This window comes from Vibrio sagamiensis NBRC 104589, assembly GCF_007990935.1.
GTDB lineage: Bacteria > Pseudomonadota > Gammaproteobacteria > Enterobacterales > Vibrionaceae > Vibrio > Vibrio sagamiensis.
Window position 1 is genome coordinate 1 of the sequence record NZ_BJXJ01000054.1, and the last position, 16,711, is coordinate 16,711.

The following is a 16,711-nucleotide window of genomic DNA, read 5'->3' on the forward strand; positions in this document are numbered from 1 at the left end:
TTTACTAAGCCCCAAAACGACGAAAGCCTGCTATGTAAGCAGGCTTTCTTAATGTGGTCGGTGAAGAGGGATTCGAACCCCCGACCCTCTGGTCCCAAACCAGATGCGCTACCAAGCTGCGCTATTCACCGAGAAGTTAATGTGACGATATGCCAAATCAACGGAGGTGTATGATACGGATTCCGAACACAGACGCAAGCCCTTTTTAGAAAAAAATCTCACTCTTAAACTTTTTGAATGATTTATGCACATCCAACAACAAAATGTGATCAAAAACTCATAATCAAACACAAAAATTTAACCTTCACAGCATCATTGATCCAGATCATGATGCCTACCTTGCCTAAGATTTAATTTAATTCGTGTCGGAAACATCTTGGAGAAAAACATGGACTTCTGGCTAGATCTTCTATTTGGTAACACCGTTGGACTGTCATCAATGGTTGTTATCTTTGGTACCATCAACCTTATGTTGTTTTACAGTTTTTTTCATTTACAAGGTAATACACGACAAATCTCCTCATTAGACCTCACTAATTAGCATCAATACTTTGCACCGGGGTGAATTCTAATTCACTCCGATTTTTCAATTCGTTGTGACAAACTTAAACATCTAAATGATGATAATTATAGCAAACTAGAACCTCCCCCCTCACAAAACATTACATTTTTATCAAAAACTTATAATCATTCTAAAATATAAGTCGATATGCTATAGCTAATCGACTAACAATGCGTTTTGTATTATTTTTGTATAAAAATGATTGCGACTCATAGGCTCCATGAGCTTTAAAATATTTAGGTATAAATCTAATCAAACAATAAGGAGATTAACAATGAATGTTGCGGTGATTCTATCTGGCTGTGGTGTATTTGATGGCGCAGAAATTAATGAGACCGTTTTAACACTGCTAGCACTTGAAGAACAAGGATGTGATTACACATGCTTCTCTTTAGATAAACCACAAAATCATACTATTAACCATCATTCTGGTGAAATGGAAGAAACTGAGCGCAATATTCTAGAAGAGTCAGCTCGTATCGTGAGAGGAAACATCAAATCGCTAAGCGAAATCGATGTTAATGATTTTTCTGCGCTCATCGTACCTGGTGGTTTTGGCGTAGCAAAAAACTTCTCCAGTATCGCGAGTGATGGTAAAAATTTTATTATCGATCCTGAGATTGAAAAGGTTTTAAGATCATTTTCCGCAGCAAAGAAACCCGTTGGATACATGTGTATTTCCCCCGTCCTACTACCTAAATTTTATCATGGCGTCCGCTGCACCATTGGTAACGATTTAGATACGGCTAATATCATCAATGAATTAGGTGGGCAACATGTTGACTGCGCGGTTGAAGACATTGTCATTGACGAAGAGCATAAAGTGGTTTCTACGCCAGCTTATATGCTAGCGTCTAACATGGTAGAAGCGAAAAGAGGCATCGATAAATTGGTTTCAGCCGTCATTGCGATGGTTTAAATCTATCTCCTTTATGACTTAGCAACCCGAGATGAGTTGGGTATAATTGCTTTTATTTCCTGACTCTTTAATGGGTGAACACCATGTCCCATGATGATGATTTCGAGCTATTCCAAAAGATGATGGGCGATGTGAAGCCAATCAATCATGACACGGCGGAACATATAAAAAGCCATCACATTACCGACGCTCAACGTGCAAGGCAAGAAGCCGCCATTTGGCTGGCAGAAGAAGATCCTGATCAGCTATCGATAGAACATACCACGATGCTTCAGCCCGATGATTTTATTGAGTTCAAACGTGATGGCGTTCAAGACGGTGTCTATCGTAAACTGCGTCTCGGTAAATACCCCATTCAAGCACGCTTAGATTTACATCGAAAGACACTCAAAGAAGCGCGCCACGAAGTGGTTAAATTTCTCAAGCAATGCATCGAATGGGATATCCGTACCGTGATGATTGTCCATGGTCGAGGCGAGCGCTCCAACCCACCCGCGTTGATGAAAAGTTTTGTCAGTAGTTGGCTGCAACAGATACGTGAAGTTCAGTGCGTCCACAGTGCACAACGTTTCCATGGTGGCACAGGCGCTGTTTATGTTCTGTTGCGCAAAAGTGCTGAAAAAAAGTTAGAAACAAGAGAGCGCCATCAAAAGCGCCTAGGTTAACGCTTTTCAATAACTCAGCAGCCTCATTGATACCCTGCCACCTATTTTGGTCTACCTGAGTTCTTTCAAGATACTTGGGTATTCCTTGAGCTCACTGAAAGATAGATGATAGAATCGCCAACCTTATTTTCTTAGCCTAAAGTCATTGAAGTGCACGACAAATATGGCCAAGCTTTTTTAACCGCCGTTGTGAAACGTTAGGAGAACAACATGTCACAAGATAACGCAAAACGCTTAAATAAATTTATCAGTGAAACTGGCTTTTGCTCACGCCGCGAAGCTGATCGCCTTATCGAACAAGGCCGAGTTACTATCAACGGAAAGCAACCTGAGATGGGCACGAAGGTTCTATTCGGTGATGATGTCCGTGTTGATGGAAAACCTGTTGCGGCAAAAGAAAAACCGATCTACATTGCTTTGAATAAGCCGACGGGAATTACTTGTACAACAGAACGCAACATTCCTGGCAATATTGTCGATTTTATCGGCCATAAGAAACGTATTTTCCCAATTGGGCGTCTCGATAAACCCTCTGATGGACTCATCTTTCTGACCAATGATGGAGATATCGTTAATAAAATCCTGCGTGCCGGCAACAATCATGAAAAAGAATACGTAGTACGCGTGGATAAACCCATCACGGGCGATTTTCTTAAACAAATGTCGAGTGGCGTCAAAATCCTTGATACAGTAACACTGCCATGTAAAGTCACCAAAGAGACTAAGTTTTCTTTTCGTATTACCTTGACTCAAGGTTTAAACCGCCAAATTCGTCGAATGTGTGAAGCTCTGGACTATGAAGTGTTTAAGTTACGCCGCGTTCGCATCATGAACATTTCACTCGATGGTATCCCGAACGGCAAATGGCGTTACCTAACCGATGATGAAGTTAATGAGATGCTTGCAATGTGTGAGGGCTCATTGGGCACAGAAGAGGCCTCAAAAGCAGATGCCAAAGGACGTCATATTCGAAGAGCGACTGACGCTAAGTTATTTGATAGCCGTGAAGAAAACCAAACATCCACTGCTCGCCGTAATCAAAAGCCACACACTTACCGTGGTAATAATGCCGATGAGTTTCGTCATGCCCCAAACTCGAAAAAAGGGCAACAAAAACGCCGTCAGCCTAGTCATGATAATACGAAAGCGGCTCCAGAGCAGAAAAAAGCGAAAAAGCATTATATCAATCCAAATGCAGCAAAACCGAAAAAGCGTTCTAGTAGCACATTGAGCTTAAAGAAATAAAAAGATAAAGAGATATACTAATAAAGAGAATAAGCAATAAGGGCGTCTTGGTACGTCCTTTTATTCATCGACTTATTTAAGCACACAATGGTGCGAATCTTCCCTGTGTTAAGCTGAGAAGATCCGCAGGGGAAAGTTCAATTTCTAAGCCACGTTTTCCTGCACTAACACATATCGTTTCTAGATCTTGGGCACTTTCGTGTAACAATATAGGTAGTTTTTTCTTCTGTCCTAAAGGGCTGATGCCACCCACAACATAACCCGTCACTTTTTGTGCGATCTCAGGATCGGCCATATCCGCTTTTTTCCCATTGGCTGCTTTTGCCGCCAACTTTAAGTTGAGCTTTTGTGCAACAGGAATGATCGCAACCGCTAAATTTTTTGGCTCACCGTTTATACAAAACAACAGTGTTTTAAACACTTTGTTAGGGTCTTGCTCCAATACTTCTGCCGCCTCTAGTCCATAACTTTCTGCTCTAGGGTCGTGCTCATATTGATGAATGGTATGCGGTACTTTTTTCTTTTTGGCTAAAATAATCGCTGGTGTCATAGAGACCTTCCCTATCGCTATCAACCTATCCAGTATATGGAATATACAAAAAACGCTGCCCTAATTAGGGGCAGCGTTTTACATTAAAACGATGAACTAGATGGAGTCAACCGATTTTTACTCGTAAACAATCTCGCCATCAGGGTTGTATTGGTAGACATCAATTGGACTATTTGCTTTTAAGTATTCCTTTAAGACTTCAGCATCAACAAAGCCAGTATTTACATAGCTAGGATGAGAAGTCAGTACAGGATAACCATCACCACCTGATGCGTTATAGCTCGGCACACTGAAACGATACTTCCTTGTTAAATCAATAGGTTGATCACCAATAAATACATTAGAGACACTATTGGCACCTACGGTCATTGAAATGCCAGCAAATTGCGCATAAGCACCGCTGTCTACTGGTTTAGTTGCTACTTGATTTAGGTAATCTAAAACTTCCTCCCCAGACATATCAACATAAGCAACAGTATTAGCGAAAGGTTGAACTTTCAGTACATCTTTGTAGCTAATATCACCGGCTTCAATAGAGTCACGTATACCACCCGAGTTCATGACGGCAAAGTCTGCCTTAGCACGCTCTTGATGTGCTGTAGCGATCAAACGGCCTAAATTTGTTTGCTTGTAACGAACAACCTTACGGTCACCTTCAAGTTTCCCGTTTGATTCTGCAATCTTAACATTAAGTTTTTCTTGACCTTCTTCTTGGAATGGGCGTAAAAAATCAAGCATCTCCTGATCTTGTGCTATTTCATCTTGAATTAGTACACGTTGAGACTCACCGTTTACTTTTATCTCCTTCTTCAGATTCACTGGAATGAGATTGTAGCTCACCATTGAAAGCTCACCATTTATGAACTCATAATCGGCACGACCAACATATTTACCCCACTCATGTGCTTGCACAATGTAAGTCCCATTTTGTAGATCGGGTTGACACTCATCACCTGGTTTGAAATTCCCATTGATAACGTTAGGGCCTTCCATACAAACTGGTTCTTGAGAATGACCACCCACGATCATATCTAGGTCACCTTCATCAAGGTAGCGAGCTAATGCGACATCACCAGGAGCATTTAAACCACTATTGCCATTGTCATAGTGTCCCATATGCGTCACAGCAAAAATTAAATCTGGGTTTTCCGTTTCTTTTAACTCAGCAATAAGTGCTTTTGCTTCAGCTTTTGGATCGCGAAAATCCAGATTACTAACGTACTCTGGGTTGCCTAACTTCGCAGTATCTTCAGTAGTTAAGCCGATAACAGCAATTTTAATGCCTTGTTTATTGAACATTGCATAAGGTTGAAATAAACGCTTACCCGTTTCTTTATCGTAAATATTGGCAGAAAGCATTGGAAATTGGGCCCAATCACGCTGTTTGAATAACACTTCGAGTGGGTTATCAAACTCATGGTTACCAAGTGCCATTGCATCATAACCAAGCATTTTCATGCCTTTAAAATCGGGTTCTGCATCTTGTAGGTCTGACTCTGGCACGCCTGTATTAATGTCTCCTCCAGAAAGAAGTAATACACTACCACCCTCTGCTTCAATATCAGTTCGTAACTCATCAATTAACGTTTTACGAGCTGCCATGCCGTACTCGCCGTACTTGTTCTGCCAAAAGCGACCATGGTGATCGTTAGTATGAAGTACTGTAATCTTATATGTCGTATCTTGATCCCACTGATGTACTGACTGTGTGTTACAACCAACAAGTGTAACCAAAATTGCCGCGCTTAAAGCGGTTTTGGTTAATAAGCGTTGCTTCATTATTTTACCTTTCATTTCCTTAGAGTCGGCGACAGTATTTTGAATGGATATATTCCACTCTTAACTAACCATGGTACTAAATTTGCTACAGTTTAATTGAAAAGTTACTTAGTAACATTCTGCTCTCACATTTATGATAACTGGATCACTAGTGATTATTTTACCAACAAATTTTTAGAGATAGTTGCATAATAAATAACAATCCTACCCAGCCTGAAATAAGGGAAATGTATGCACCACAATGAGTAAAAAATAAAAAACATTAACGGTTACTTCACCTACAGTCAGAAAGTCTACTCTTAGTTTGGTTATCAAGCTGAAAAATACATAGGTAAAAATAGAGCTGAGGTAAAAAAGGAAATAGAGTGAAGGAAGGAAGATCCCACAATGACCATACATTGGCCATTGTGGTTAAATAACTTAGAACATACAAAAACTCAGGTTCATGATATACCTTATTTGATATCAATAGCAGCAAAACTCTTTATTAAGTCATCCAGTGACTTCATTTGTGCTAGGAAGGGCTCAAGCTTATCTAGTGGTAACGCTGATGGGCCATCACAACGTGCTTGATCCGGATTAGGGTGAGCTTCAATAAAGAGGCCTGCAATACCTGTAGCCAATCCAGCTTTTGCCAGCTCTACCGTTTGCTCACGTCTACCACCAGATGCCGCACCAGATGGGTCTCGCATTTGTAGAGAGTGCGTCACATCAAAAATGACAGGGCTGCCACTAGTAGCTTTTTTCATTACACCAAAGCCAAGCATATCTACAACTAAGTTATCATAGCCGTGACATGAGCCACGTTCACACAAAATGATCTTCTCGTTGCCACATTCTGCAAACTTGTCAACTATGTTACCTACTTGGCTTGGACTCATGAACTGTGGCTTTTTCACATTAATCACAGCATTGGTTTTGGCCATAGCTTCCACAAGATCAGTTTGACGGGCTAAAAATGCAGGAAGCTGGATCACATCAACCACATCAGCAACAGGCTGAGCTTGTTGTTCATTATGTATATCGGTAATAATTTTAACGCCAAAAGTATCTTTCAATTCTTGAAAGATCTTCAATCCTTCTTCAAGGCCAGGGCCACGGTAAGAATGAATGGAGCTACGGTTTGCCTTATCAAATGAGGCTTTGAAAATATAAGGGATTCCTAGTTTGTCAGTTACTTTGACATAGTGCTCACAAATTTGCATAGCAAGGTCGCGAGACTCCAGAACATTCATTCCTGCAAATAAAGTAAAGGGCTTGTCGTTTGCAACCTGAATGTCACCAACGTTAACGATTTTCTGTTCCATTTTGCTTCTCATTGTCTATTTCTTTCTATAAGTCGTATGGCATAACAGTAGAGTTTAGTGGAGCGTCACTTGTTTTTCATTCATCGAATTAATTTGCGTCTGAAGTAATTCTGAAGATGGGTCATCTGGGCATTGATCAATGAAATATTGGAAATCAGAAGCCGCAACTTGGTGACATTCCAATTGCTGAAAGATAAAGCCTCGATCACGTATTTCATAAGGATCATCTGGTACAAAAGTTAACGCTAGATTGCTGCAGCGCAATGCAAGAGTATAGCGTTCTTCTCTGAGCATGGCACTTTTTATCAAAGCAAGCCAGCGGCCAATAATCGCTGGATTATCCGCTTCTTCAAAATGTTTAGGTTTCAGCCTTGCCAGAGGTCCTTGCTGACCAATTAACCAAGCCTGCAGTGTTTTTTCACCGACATACTCACCATTAAAAGGGTTTATATATTCCGGTGAACGATGCGGCCAATCCAGCTTAAGCAAGAACTGAGTTGGAAACATAATTCCTTTTATTGGAAAGCCTAGACGACGTCCTAGATAAAGCAATACAGCCCCCAAACTTACGGGGATCCCTTTACGCCGCTTCAACACTTTATCAATAAAAGCATTATCAGAGATAAAATACTGCTGCTCATCTCCTTTGAAGCCCCACTGATGGAAAAACAACCGCAAAAACGCATCAAAGCGTTGCTCTTCATGCTGTTCATTTACTAGCGCATACTCCGCTTCTTTAAATAAACGTTCTAACTCTTGTTTCGCCCAAAAAACTTGTGTTTCTGGGTTAATAGAGAGATTTAGCTCTAATGCCCCTTCAACCAAAGCCATATTTTCAAAATGTTCGTCAACAAACTCCAACATACGTTTACCCGAATAAGTGTGGACTTTTTGATACAGCGATATTGGCCGCCATGACTAGCCAGCCTAATGCACCAAAGAAAGCGAACGTTTTGAGTAGCTTATTTTTCGCTAATTTGAGGGCGAAGAATCCAAGTGCAATGTAGGCCAAAACACACGTCAGTTTATTAGTTAACCAAGAGGCGCCTTCGGTAAATGGCATAAAGCCAGTGACCATGATCAAGCCAATACCAGTAAGCAGTAACGCTGTATCAACGATGTGTGGAAAGATTTTTAAAAACTTATGATTACGCTTCGGGGAGTCCATCATCATTAGAATAAATCGTAATGACAATAGTGTCACACTCAGTGCGATGGTCACTAAGTGAATATGCTTCAGAGCAGTGTACATTTCTGTTCTCTTTATCCGTGATTACTATGCCCATATGACCTTAAGATACCTGATTCAGAGCACCTTGAAATCACTTGGGTATATTAGGTTGGTAACATCCAAAAGTCACTCTGTCATTACCGCCATAGTCTTTTTCGGTAATAACTTGGCTATAACCAGAATGCTTCAGAATCTGTCGAACGGCTTCGCCTTGATCATATCCATGCTCAAAGACAAGCCAGCCCTCATTTTCCAAGTATTGGCGAGCAATATTGCTAATATGACGAATATCCGCAAGTCCATTCTCATCAGCAACTAAAGCCGACTTCGGCTCAAAGCGAACATCACCCCGTAAAAGGTGAGGATCTTGCTCATCAATATACGGTGGGTTAGAAACGATTAGAGCAAACTTTTCTCCATGAGGAATAGGAGAAAACCAGCTTCCTTGAGCAAACGTCACATTTTTAATGTTCAGCTTAGCAGCGTTATACTCTGCGAGTTCTTTGGCTTCCTGTTTTAGATCAATTCCCAGAACTTGTCGTGCCGGAAGCTCTGATGCCAAAGCAAGCGCAATAGCACCAGTTCCTGTACCAAGGTCAAGAATAAGTCCTGTCTTTTGTTGCGTTATTTCTAAAGCTACTTCGACCAAACGTTCGGTATCAGGCCTTGGAATCAAGGTCGATGGCGCCACTTTTAATGGCAAAGACCAGAACTCTCTTTCACCAATGATGTAAGCAACGGGTTCGCCGGATAAGCGCCTCGCTAACAGCGCTTCAAATTGCGCCTGTTGAGTAAGCGTAAGAGCTTTTTCGGGCCAAGTCATAAGGTAGGAACGTGGTTTATCAAGCACGTGACATAGCAGGACAGCAGCATCAAGAGAAGGTGACGTTTGATCACCCTCTGCAAGCATTGCCGTCGCACTTTTCAAGGCTTGCTCAATCGATTGAACAGGGCTCACGATCAGTTGTTCTCTGCGAGCGCCGCAAGTTGGTCCGCTTGATGCTCTTGAACAACAGGATCAATCAAACTTTGTAGGTCCCCTTCCATCACTTCGTTTAAGCGATAGAGAGTTAGGTTAATTCGGTGATCAGAAACACGACCTTGTGGGTAATTGTAAGTACGAATACGGTCACTACGATCACCTGAACCGAGTAGGTTACGACGTGTATCTGAGACTTCAGCTGCACGACGTTCTTCTTCTGCTTGAACAATACGAGCAGCAAGCACGGCCATCGCTTTAGCTTTATTCTTATGCTGTGAACGTTCATCCTGACACTCAACAACAGTACCCGTTGGTAAGTGAGTAATACGAATAGCAGAATCGGTGGTGTTAACGTGCTGACCACCAGCACCAGAGGCACGGAATGTATCAATCTTTAGATCAGCTGCTTTGATTTCAGGTAGATCGGCTTCTGGGATCTCGGCCATGACTGCGACAGTACATGCAGAGGTATGAACTCGGCCTTGAGATTCCGTTGCAGGTACACGCTGAACACGGTGACCGCCAGATTCGAACTTAAGCACACCGTATGCTCCGTCACCGCTTACTTTCGCGATCATCTCTTTGTAACCACCATGCTCAGCTTCGTTTGAAGACATCACCTCAATACGCCAGCCGCGCTTCTCTGCGTACTTGCTGTACATGCGGAATAAGTCACCAGCAAAAATACCCGCTTCATCACCACCCGCCCCCGCTCGGATTTCTAGGAAACAGTTACGGTCATCATTTGGATCTTTTGGAAGAAGAAGAATTTGTAGCTCGTCAGTGAGACGCTCTATTGACTCTTTTGCTTCTTTGATTTCTTCCTGCGCCATTTCACGCATTTCTTCGTCGTCTTCGTTTGCCATTTCTTCAGCAGCGACAAGATCCTCCTGCGCTTGTTGATACGCTTGGAAGCATTGAGTCACTTCTTCGAGCTGAGAGTACTCTTTTGATAGAGCACGGAATTTGTCCTGATCACCAATAACATCAGGATCGCCAAGAAGATGTTGAACTTCTTCGTAACGTTCAACTAGCGTTTCTAGCTTAGTTAGAATAGAGGCTTTCATAATATCGTTTTCTTAATAAAGCGTGAGTTATAGATCATCCAAGCCAAGTGTTTGACGAATGACCGTTAATTTTGCTGGTTCACCCTGCTCTGCAGCACTTTGCAGCGCACGAGTTGGAGCATGAATCAGTTTGTTTGTGAGCTTATTACTGAGCTCGAGCAGTACTTTTTCAGGTTCTGCTCCTGCCGCCAAAGATTGAAGGCTTTTACTCAGTAACTCCTCACGAATTTCGTTAGCTGATTTGCGATAATCACGGATGCTATCAACGGCTTGCAGCGAACGCATCCAAGTCATAAAGGCCGCACTTTCTTCACTGACAATCGCTTCAGCCTGAATCGCCTCAACTTTTCGTTGGGCAAGGTTACTATCAATGATGGACTGTAAATCATCGACCGAGTATAAATAAGCACCACTGAGATCGCCAACTTGTGCTTCGACATCCCTAGGCACAGCAATATCCACCAGCAGCATTGGCTGAAAGCGGCGTTTTTTGAGTGCACTTTCCACCATGCCTTTACCAATAATAGGTAATGGACTGGCTGTTGAGCTAATCACAATATCTGCTCTAGCTAAGTGGTCTGGGATTTCATTGAGGTTGATGACCTCTGCACCAAACTGCTCTGCTAATCCTAAAGCACGTTCACGTGTTCGGTTAGCAACAATCATTTTCTGGCAGCCATTGGACGCCAAGTGCTTAGCCACTAAATCAATGGTTTCCCCGGCACCAACCATCAATACTGTCGATTCAGAGAGAGATTCAAATATATGCTTCGCTAATGTACACGCGGCATAGGCAACCGAGACAGCATTACCACCAATGTCCGTTTCTGTTCGTACTCGCTTAGCCACAGAAAAGGTTTTCTGGAACAACTTATCGATCGAAGCATCAACCGATTGACTGTCGCGAGCGTCTGAGAACGCTTGTTTTACCTGACCTAGTATCTGGGGTTCACCAAGTACTAATGAATCTAGACCACATGAGACTCTCATTAAATGTTTTATCGCGGCCTGCTCTTCATAAAAATAAAGGCTAGGTTTAAGCTCTTCTTGTTTCACTTGATGAAAGTGAGACAACCAATCAACAAGCTTGTTTCGCGCTCCTTGCTTAACATCGCAGTACAATTCGGTTCGATTACAAGTCGACACAATCACACTGCCATTGACCGCTTCATGGTCTCTGAGTTGCTCAAGTGCTCGACCCAATTTATCGGGTCCAAAGGCTACTTTTTCTCGCAAATCAATAGACGCGGTATTGTGATTAATTCCAATAGCAAGCAAGGACATCTAATGCATTATCTCTGAGAACAGTTATAAATAGGTTCAGAATTTTACTGTAAGCACGCATGTATTGAAAGGGTAAGCCTGATTTGTTTTCCTTGATTCAACTTTTCAATGCTATAGTGAAGGCTAATTATTGGAAATAATGACTAATAAATCATCACTTATGACATTACGTACTTTTTTTATTTTGCTCTTTGCTAGCACTTTACTCTCAGGGTGTAGCTCCCTCCCTGAAAGTGTCACTAACGTTGAATGGCAAAAACATCAACAAGAACTGCAAAATATTGAGCAATATCAAGTATCGGGCAGATTGGCTTACATCAGTCCAGAACAAAGACAAAGCTTAAGCTTCTTTTGGAAACATTCACCTTCATTTAGCCAACTCACTCTAACCTTTGGACTTGGCCAAACAGCATTAAAAATGACAACCACACCTCAAGGAACCATAATAGAAACTATGGATGATCAGGTGCTGACTGCAAAAGACGCCAACCAATTAATTCATCGACTCACTGGTTTGCATATACCGGTCGAGCAAATGCCTGACTGGCTATTAGGTTTACCCACAATGGCAGATTCATTCCAACTATCTGCTACCCATACCTTATTAAAATTAGACAAGTCAATTAACAATAATGAATGGGATATTCTCTATCAACGCTATGCTGACATAAATTGGCATCAACAAATTATTCCTTTACCAACCAAGCTTAAATTACGCTCTTCTGACACCACGATTAAAATCGAAATCAACAAATGGAACCTTAATTCATGATCGATCAACTTTCTCATTGGCCATCACCTGCGAAGTTGAATCTGTTCCTTTACATTAACGGCCAAACCGACAATGGCTACCATGAATTACAAACGTTATTTCAATTTGTTGATCATGGTGATGATTTATTTATTCAAGCCAACCACTCCGGTCAGATAACAATATCTCCCGATATCAAAGGCGTTCCTTTAGAAAGTAATTTGATTTGGAAGGCAGCTACAGCACTTCAACGCTATGCTAACTGCCCTTACGGTGCTGACATTAAAATAAATAAAGTTTTACCTATGGGAGGAGGAATTGGTGGTGGATCTTCGAATGCAGCAACAACCTTAGTCGCACTAAATTACTTATGGCAGCTCGACTTAAACGATAATCAACTTGCAGAAATAGGTTTAGAATTAGGGGCAGATGTTCCTGTGTTTGTACATGGCCTTGCAGCATTTGCTGAAGGTGTAGGTGAAATACTGAGTCCTGCTCAACCAGAAGAAAAATGGTACTTAGTCGTAAGACCCAATGTTTCAATTGCAACTGCAGACATATTCTCTCACCCTGATTTACCAAGAAACACGCCAAAACAAAGCTTAAAAGTGTTACTAAGTGCAACAAACGTAAACGATTGCGAAAAAATTGTTCGAATGCTTTATCCAGAGGTTGATAAGCAACTTTCTTGGCTGCTACAATACGCGCCGTCAAGATTGACGGGAACAGGCTCTTGTGTTTTTGCTGAGTTTGCAAGCAAAGCTGAAGCAGAAGAAGTCCTCCATCAACTCTCTGATGATGTCTCCGCCTTTGTCGCCCGAGGGTGTAATGTTTCACCATTAAAAGAGACTTTGGCTGAATACCAATCAGCCTCATACCGACCTAATTAAAACTGGACGCAACCCTGAGGTTTCCACCGTGCCTGATATGAAGCTATTTGCTGGTAACGCAACACCTGAACTAGCCCAACGTATTGCTGATCGTCTTTACATCTCCCTTGGTGATGCATCTGTTTCTCGCTTTTCTGATGGCGAAGTAGCAGTACAAATCAACGAGAATGTTCGTGGTAGCGATGTTTTCATCATTCAATCTACTTGTGCACCGACTAACGACAACCTAATGGAATTGGTCGTTATGATTGATGCAATGCGCCGTGCTTCAGCAGGCCGTATTACTGCCGTAATCCCTTACTTCGGCTACGCACGCCAAGACCGTCGTGTACGTTCTGCTCGTGTGCCTATTACAGCAAAAGTTGTTGCTGATTTCCTGTCTAACGTTGGTGTTGACCGCGTTCTTACTATCGATCTACATGCAGAGCAAATCCAAGGTTTCTTTGATGTACCTGTAGACAACATCTTCGGTACACCGGTATTACTAGAAGATATGCAATCTCGCGGTCTAGAAAATCCAGTTGTTGTTTCACCTGATCTTGGCGGTGTTGTTCGTGCTCGTGCAACAGCAAAAGCCCTAGGTGATATCGATATTGCTATTGTTGATAAGCGTCGTCCTCGAGCTAACGTATCTGAAGTAATGAACCTAATCGGCGACGTTGAAGGACGTGACTGTGTGATCGTAGATGACATGATTGACACGGGTGGCACATTATGTAAAGCAGCCGAAGCACTCAAAGAACGTGGAGCTAAACGTGTATTTGCTTATGCTACTCACGCAGTCTTCTCAGGTAATGCTGCAGAAAACATTAAGAGCTCTGTACTTGATCAAGTGATTGTCACTGATTCAATTTCTTTGTCGGATGAAATGGCAGCAACAGGTAAAGTAACTACACTAAGCTTATCTCGTATGCTAGCTGAAGCAATTCGTCGTATCAGTAACGAAGAGTCTATTTCTGCTATGTTCAACTAATTATTGAACAATTTATGCATTACAAATAACTAAGCATCTCTTACGGGGTGCTTTTTTTGATCAATAGCCACTGAATTAAGCGTAACAAAAACCCTAGATCACCCATCGTAAGTTTTCTGTGTTATTATATTGCGTTTTTTGAGATTCCAGAGAGATCCTAACCTTGAGTCAACCAATCAAACTTCTCGTTGGTCTTGCTAACCCAGGGCCTGAGTATGCAAAAACTCGCCATAATGCTGGAGCATGGGTTGTAGAAGAACTTGCACGCGTCCATAACGTGACTTTAAAGAACGAACCCAAGTTCTTTGGTCTCACTGGGCGCATCATGGTCAATGGCCAGGATCTCCGTTTGCTTATTCCTACCACCTTCATGAATTTATCAGGTAAAGCCATCGCTGCTCTAGCCAAGTTTTATCAGATCAAAACAGAAGAGATCATGGTGGCTCATGACGAGCTAGACTTACCACCAGGTGTCGCCAAATTTAAAAAAGGTGGCGGACACGGGGGCCACAATGGCTTGCGTGATACCATAAGCAAATTGGGTAATAATAAAGATTTTTATCGTCTTCGAATTGGCATAGGCCATCCGGGACACAAAGATAAAGTGGCTGGTTTTGTCCTTGGCAAGGCACCTGCAAAAGAACAGGAGCAACTAGATGCAACCACGGATGAATCCGTTCGCTGTCTAGATATCCTCATCAAGGATGGCCTAGCAAAAGCACAAAATCGCCTCCACACGTTCAAAGCTGAATAAGGTTACTATCATGGGTTTTAAATGTGGCATCGTTGGCCTACCAAACGTTGGTAAATCAACTCTGTTTAACGCACTCACTAAAGCGGGTATTGAAGCAGCAAACTTCCCGTTCTGTACTATTGAACCGAACACTGGCGTAGTTCCAGTACCGGACCTACGTCTAGATGCATTGGCAAAAATCGTAAACCCACAGAAAATTTTGCCAACGACAATGGAATTTGTTGACATTGCTGGTCTCGTTGCGGGCGCATCTCGCGGTGAAGGCTTAGGTAATAAATTCCTAGCAAACATTCGCGAAACTGATGCGATCGGCCACGTTGTACGTTGTTTTGAAAATGATAATATTGTACACGTAGCAGGTAAAGTATCTCCTATCGAAGATATCGAAGTGATCAACCTTGAACTTGCTATGGCTGACCTTGATGCTTGTGAGCGTGCGATTCAGCGCAATGCTAAAAAAGCGAAAGGTGGCGACAAAGACGCAAAATTTGAGCTAACGATTCTTGAGAAACTGTTGCCGATCCTAACCGAAGGTGGCATGGCGCGTACTGTTGAACTTTCAAAAGAAGAACTTGCCGCTATCGGTTACCTAAACTTCTTGACACTTAAGCCAACCATGTACATTGCTAACGTTAATGAAGACGGTTTTGAAGATAACCCATACCTTGATGCAGTTCGTGAGTTTGCAGCAAAAGAGAATAACGTAGTCGTACCTGTTTGTGCCGCAATTGAATCAGAAATGGCCGAACTTGAAGATGATGAACGTGAAGAGTTTCTTGCCGATCTTGGCATTGAAGAGCCAGGTTTGAACCGTGTGATTCGTGCAGGTTATGAGCTTCTTAACCTACATACCTACTTTACTGCAGGCGTCAAAGAAGTGCGCGCATGGACAATCCCGGTGGGATCAACGGCTCCAAAAGCAGCGGGTAAGATCCATACTGACTTTGAAAAAGGCTTCATCCGTGCTGAAGTCGTTGGTTACGATGATTTCATCGAATTCAATGGTGAAAGTGGTGCCAAAGACGCAGGTAAATGGCGTCTAGAAGGTAAAGACTACATAGTTAAAGATGGCGATGTGGTTCATTTCCGCTTCAACGTTTAAATAAATGAATAAATTAAAAGCCAGTAACGATACTGGCTTTTTTTATTATTAAGAATATTTGAGTCAATTATCTTTCGAAAACAACCGTAAATTCGTACAAGTTTTAGATCATAAACACGTCTCTTTGTTTAAAAAGAAAGCGAACAAAGCGTTTTGCAGGATTTATTAAAAAAAACTATTGACGGAATTAACTCAACTTCGCATAATGCGCGCCGTTCCCAACAATAAGGCAACACGTTGATGGGAGTAAAAACATGGTCTTGGCTACGTAGCTCAGCTGGTTAGAGCACATCACTCATAATGATGGGGTCACAGGTTCGAATCCCGTCGTAGCCACCATTCCTAAATGTTTTTTCAAAGACAAAGAGCAGTTAAGAATTGTGCGGTCGTGGCGGAATTGGTAGACGCACCAGATTTAGGTTCTGGCGCCGCAAGGTGTGAGAGTTCAAGTCTCTCCGACCGCACCATGTTTTGATGTGATTGACATCTTAAACAATCATGTAGGGCTATCGCCAAGCGGTAAGGCAGCGGCTTTTGATGCCGCCATTCCCTGGTTCGAATCCAGGTAGCCCTGCCATTATTTAAAACTGCCCCTGTAATAAAAAGGGTTGTCAGTCAGAGCTTGAACGTTTATATTGTCTCGCTCAAAA

The 16,711-nt window shown here is 42.2% G+C and carries 16 protein-coding genes, 4 tRNA genes and 1 pseudogene; 12 read left to right on the forward strand and 9 right to left on the reverse strand.

The window, feature by feature from the left end:
* Positions 1-54: 54 nt before the first annotated feature.
* A tRNA-Pro gene (locus VSA01S_RS17855) sits at positions 55-131 on the reverse strand.
* 257 nt (positions 132-388) lie between these two features.
* Between VSA01S_RS17855 and VSA01S_RS17860 the strand changes: the two are divergent.
* The 4 genes and pseudogenes from VSA01S_RS17860 (at position 389) to rluF (ending at position 3,391) form a co-directional block, all read left to right on the forward strand.
* Positions 389-527: pseudogene (locus VSA01S_RS17860) on the forward strand (DUF3149 domain-containing protein).
* Positions 528-836: 309 nt separating this feature from the next.
* Positions 837-1,481 carry an isoprenoid biosynthesis glyoxalase ElbB gene (elbB, locus tag VSA01S_RS17865; protein WP_039982088.1) on the forward strand — a complete coding sequence of 215 codons (645 nt, stop codon included), beginning with the start codon at positions 837-839 and terminating at the stop codon, positions 1,479-1,481.
* A gap of 83 nt (positions 1,482-1,564) precedes the next feature.
* Positions 1,565-2,146 (forward strand): DNA endonuclease SmrA, encoded by a 582-nt coding sequence (smrA, locus tag VSA01S_RS17870; RefSeq protein ID WP_039982090.1) that lies wholly within the window; start codon positions 1,565-1,567, stop codon positions 2,144-2,146.
* 210 nt (positions 2,147-2,356) lie between these two features.
* Positions 2,357-3,391, forward strand: coding sequence for a 23S rRNA pseudouridine(2604) synthase RluF (gene rluF, locus VSA01S_RS17875; protein ID WP_039982091.1), 1,035 nt, complete (start codon positions 2,357-2,359; stop codon positions 3,389-3,391).
* Positions 3,392-3,467: 76 nt separating this feature from the next.
* Here rluF and ybaK read toward each other — a convergent pair whose 3' ends face one another.
* The 8 genes from ybaK to hemA all read right to left on the reverse strand — a co-directional run bounded on the left by ybaK (position 3,468) and on the right by hemA (position 11,591).
* Entirely contained in the window at positions 3,468-3,941 is a 474-nt protein-coding gene (gene ybaK / locus VSA01S_RS17880) for a Cys-tRNA(Pro) deacylase (RefSeq protein WP_039982092.1), read from the reverse strand.
* Between the two features lie 117 nt (positions 3,942-4,058).
* Positions 4,059-5,720, reverse strand: a complete 1,662-nt coding sequence (ushA, locus tag VSA01S_RS17885) for a bifunctional UDP-sugar hydrolase/5'-nucleotidase UshA (protein WP_039982093.1) — start codon at positions 5,718-5,720, stop codon at positions 4,059-4,061.
* A gap of 455 nt (positions 5,721-6,175) precedes the next feature.
* Positions 6,176-7,027, reverse strand: coding sequence for a 3-deoxy-8-phosphooctulonate synthase (gene kdsA / locus VSA01S_RS17890; RefSeq protein WP_039982094.1), 852 nt, complete (start codon positions 7,025-7,027; stop codon positions 6,176-6,178).
* Between the two features lie 54 nt (positions 7,028-7,081).
* On the reverse strand, positions 7,082-7,891 hold the full coding sequence (locus VSA01S_RS17895) for a SirB1 family protein (protein ID WP_039982095.1): 810 nt from the start codon (positions 7,889-7,891) through the stop codon (positions 7,082-7,084).
* 4 nt (positions 7,892-7,895) lie between these two features.
* On the reverse strand, positions 7,896-8,279 hold the full coding sequence (locus VSA01S_RS17900) for a SirB2 family protein (protein WP_039982097.1): 384 nt from the start codon (positions 8,277-8,279) through the stop codon (positions 7,896-7,898).
* A 70-nt stretch (positions 8,280-8,349) separates the two neighbouring features.
* On the reverse strand, positions 8,350-9,216 hold the full coding sequence (gene prmC / locus VSA01S_RS17905) for a peptide chain release factor N(5)-glutamine methyltransferase (protein ID WP_039982099.1): 867 nt from the start codon (positions 9,214-9,216) through the stop codon (positions 8,350-8,352).
* Positions 9,217-9,218: 2 nt separating this feature from the next.
* A complete protein-coding gene (prfA, locus tag VSA01S_RS17910; RefSeq protein WP_021711081.1) occupies positions 9,219-10,307 on the reverse strand; it encodes a peptide chain release factor 1 in 1,089 nt (362 codons plus the stop codon).
* 27 nt (positions 10,308-10,334) lie between these two features.
* Positions 10,335-11,591, reverse strand: coding sequence for a glutamyl-tRNA reductase (gene hemA / locus VSA01S_RS17915; RefSeq protein WP_039982101.1), 1,257 nt, complete (start codon positions 11,589-11,591; stop codon positions 10,335-10,337).
* Positions 11,592-11,751: 160 nt separating this feature from the next.
* Here hemA and lolB point away from each other — a divergent pair, with 160 nt between their 5' ends.
* The 8 genes from lolB to VSA01S_RS17960 all read left to right on the forward strand — a co-directional run bounded on the left by lolB (position 11,752) and on the right by VSA01S_RS17960 (position 16,638).
* The gene (lolB, locus tag VSA01S_RS17920; protein WP_039982110.1) at positions 11,752-12,363 is read left to right on the forward strand and encodes a lipoprotein insertase outer membrane protein LolB; all 612 of its coding nucleotides are present in this window, start codon (positions 11,752-11,754) and stop codon (positions 12,361-12,363) included.
* Complete coding sequence (gene ispE, locus VSA01S_RS17925; protein WP_039982103.1) at positions 12,360-13,232, forward strand: 4-(cytidine 5'-diphospho)-2-C-methyl-D-erythritol kinase; 873 nt, start codon at positions 12,360-12,362, stop codon at positions 13,230-13,232. The genes lolB and ispE overlap by 4 nt, the downstream gene beginning before the upstream one ends.
* A 28-nt stretch (positions 13,233-13,260) precedes the next feature.
* A complete protein-coding gene (locus tag VSA01S_RS17930; protein WP_039982105.1) occupies positions 13,261-14,205 on the forward strand; it encodes a ribose-phosphate pyrophosphokinase in 945 nt (314 codons plus the stop codon).
* Between the two features lie 163 nt (positions 14,206-14,368).
* The gene (gene pth, locus VSA01S_RS17935; protein WP_039982107.1) at positions 14,369-14,959 is read left to right on the forward strand and encodes an aminoacyl-tRNA hydrolase; all 591 of its coding nucleotides are present in this window, start codon (positions 14,369-14,371) and stop codon (positions 14,957-14,959) included.
* A gap of 10 nt (positions 14,960-14,969) precedes the next feature.
* Positions 14,970-16,061: a redox-regulated ATPase YchF gene (gene ychF, locus VSA01S_RS17940; protein ID WP_039982109.1), complete on the forward strand. Its 1,092-nt coding sequence runs from the start codon at positions 14,970-14,972 to the stop codon at positions 16,059-16,061.
* Positions 16,062-16,323: 262 nt separating this feature from the next.
* Positions 16,324-16,400 (forward strand) — tRNA-Met (locus VSA01S_RS17950).
* Positions 16,401-16,443: 43 nt separating this feature from the next.
* A tRNA-Leu gene (locus VSA01S_RS17955) sits at positions 16,444-16,528 on the forward strand.
* 35 nt (positions 16,529-16,563) lie between these two features.
* A tRNA-Gln gene (locus VSA01S_RS17960) sits at positions 16,564-16,638 on the forward strand.
* The last annotated feature ends 73 nt before the right edge of the window (positions 16,639-16,711 follow it).

Bases quoted from the DNA above. Each gene is read 5' to 3' on its own strand.
- elbB (WP_039982088.1), top strand. From the start codon at position 837: ATGAATGTTGCGGTGATTCTATCTGGCTGTGGTGTATTTGATGGCGCA.
- smrA (WP_039982090.1), top strand. From the start codon at position 1,565: ATGTCCCATGATGATGATTTCGAGCTATTCCAAAAGATGATGGGCGAT.
- rluF (WP_039982091.1), top strand. From the start codon at position 2,357: ATGTCACAAGATAACGCAAAACGCTTAAATAAATTTATCAGTGAAACT.
- ybaK (WP_039982092.1), bottom strand. From the start codon at position 3,941: ATGACACCAGCGATTATTTTAGCCAAAAAGAAAAAAGTACCGCATACC.
- ushA (WP_039982093.1), bottom strand. From the start codon at position 5,720: ATGAAGCAACGCTTATTAACCAAAACCGCTTTAAGCGCGGCAATTTTG.
- kdsA (WP_039982094.1), bottom strand. From the start codon at position 7,027: ATGGAACAGAAAATCGTTAACGTTGGTGACATTCAGGTTGCAAACGAC.
- VSA01S_RS17895 (WP_039982095.1), bottom strand. From the start codon at position 7,891: ATGTTGGAGTTTGTTGACGAACATTTTGAAAATATGGCTTTGGTTGAA.
- VSA01S_RS17900 (WP_039982097.1), bottom strand. From the start codon at position 8,279: ATGTACACTGCTCTGAAGCATATTCACTTAGTGACCATCGCACTGAGT.
- prfA (WP_021711081.1), bottom strand. From the start codon at position 10,307: ATGAAAGCCTCTATTCTAACTAAGCTAGAAACGCTAGTTGAACGTTAC.
- hemA (WP_039982101.1), bottom strand. From the start codon at position 11,591: ATGTCCTTGCTTGCTATTGGAATTAATCACAATACCGCGTCTATTGAT.
- lolB (WP_039982110.1), top strand. From the start codon at position 11,752: ATGACATTACGTACTTTTTTTATTTTGCTCTTTGCTAGCACTTTACTC.
- ispE (WP_039982103.1), top strand. From the start codon at position 12,360: ATGATCGATCAACTTTCTCATTGGCCATCACCTGCGAAGTTGAATCTG.
- ychF (WP_039982109.1), top strand. From the start codon at position 14,970: ATGGGTTTTAAATGTGGCATCGTTGGCCTACCAAACGTTGGTAAATCA.